This window comes from Arthrobacter sp. B0490 (genome assembly GCF_002929355.1).
Lineage (GTDB): Bacteria > Actinomycetota > Actinomycetes > Actinomycetales > Micrococcaceae > Arthrobacter_D.
This window is the reverse complement of sequence record NZ_PJIR01000062.1, coordinates 1-839: the sequence shown is the minus strand read 5'-3', so window position 1 is coordinate 839 and position 839 is coordinate 1. Positions and strand designations below refer to the sequence as shown.

1 protein-coding gene and 1 pseudogene are annotated in these 839 nt (G+C 62.0%); both read left to right on the top strand.

Annotation, left to right across the window (positions count from 1 at the left end; genetic code table 11):
- Positions 1–232, top strand: a 232-nt coding sequence (locus tag CXQ97_RS20755; protein WP_219815472.1) for a hypothetical protein, incomplete at its 5' end; no start/stop codon positions are given.
- Between the two features lie 78 nt (positions 233–310).
- Positions 311–839, top strand: a pseudogene (locus CXQ97_RS20750) (excinuclease ABC subunit A); the annotation flags it as partial.

Sequence of the window (839 nt, the reverse complement as noted above, 5' to 3'; positions counted from 1 at the left end):
CAACCACCGGCTGCTGCATTGGGCGCAGGTCAAGGTCTACGGCTGGCTGCTCTGCCAGCAGCTTGAGCTGGAAGAGTTGGAATTGGCTGTGGTGTATTTCGACGTGATGAGTCACGCCGAGCATGCCTTCAGCGACCACTTCACAGCCGCTGAACTGGAAGACTTCTTCAATCAGCAGTGCCAATTGTTTCTGAGCGGGGCTGAACAGGAAGAAGCACCGCATCAAGCGTGACGAGCATCTGCAGAGCATCAGTTTTCCCTACCACTCAGGAAGTCCCGTCCTGAGCGGGGCGAACTACAGGATAAGAACATGCCAAACAATACTTTCGGTGAATCCTCTTGTACCGCTGCGGCCAGCGGCCTCGTGCAGGTGCGTGGCGCGCGTGAGAACAACCTCAAAGAGGTGGACGTCTCTATCCCGCGGAATGCGCTGGTGGTGTTCTCGGGTGTCTCCGGCTCCGGGAAGTCCTCGCTGGCCTTTGGCACCATCTATGCCGAGGCCCAGCGGCGCTACTTCGAGTCGGTGGCCCCCTATGCGCGGCGACTGATCGACCAGGCCGGCGTACCGGACGTCGATGCGATCGACGGCCTACCGCCGGCGGTGGCGCTGCAACAGCAGCGGGGCTCCAGCAACGCGCGTTCCTCTGTGGGCAGTGTGACCACCTTGTCCAGCCTGGTGCGGATGATGTATTCGCGCGCTGGCGCCTACCCAGCCAACCAGCCCATGCTGTACGCCGAGGATTTTTCGCCCAACACGCCGCAGGGAGCGTGCCCGACCTGCCACGGCCTGGGCCATGTGTACGAGGTGACCGAGGCCAACATGGTGCCCGATCCCTCCC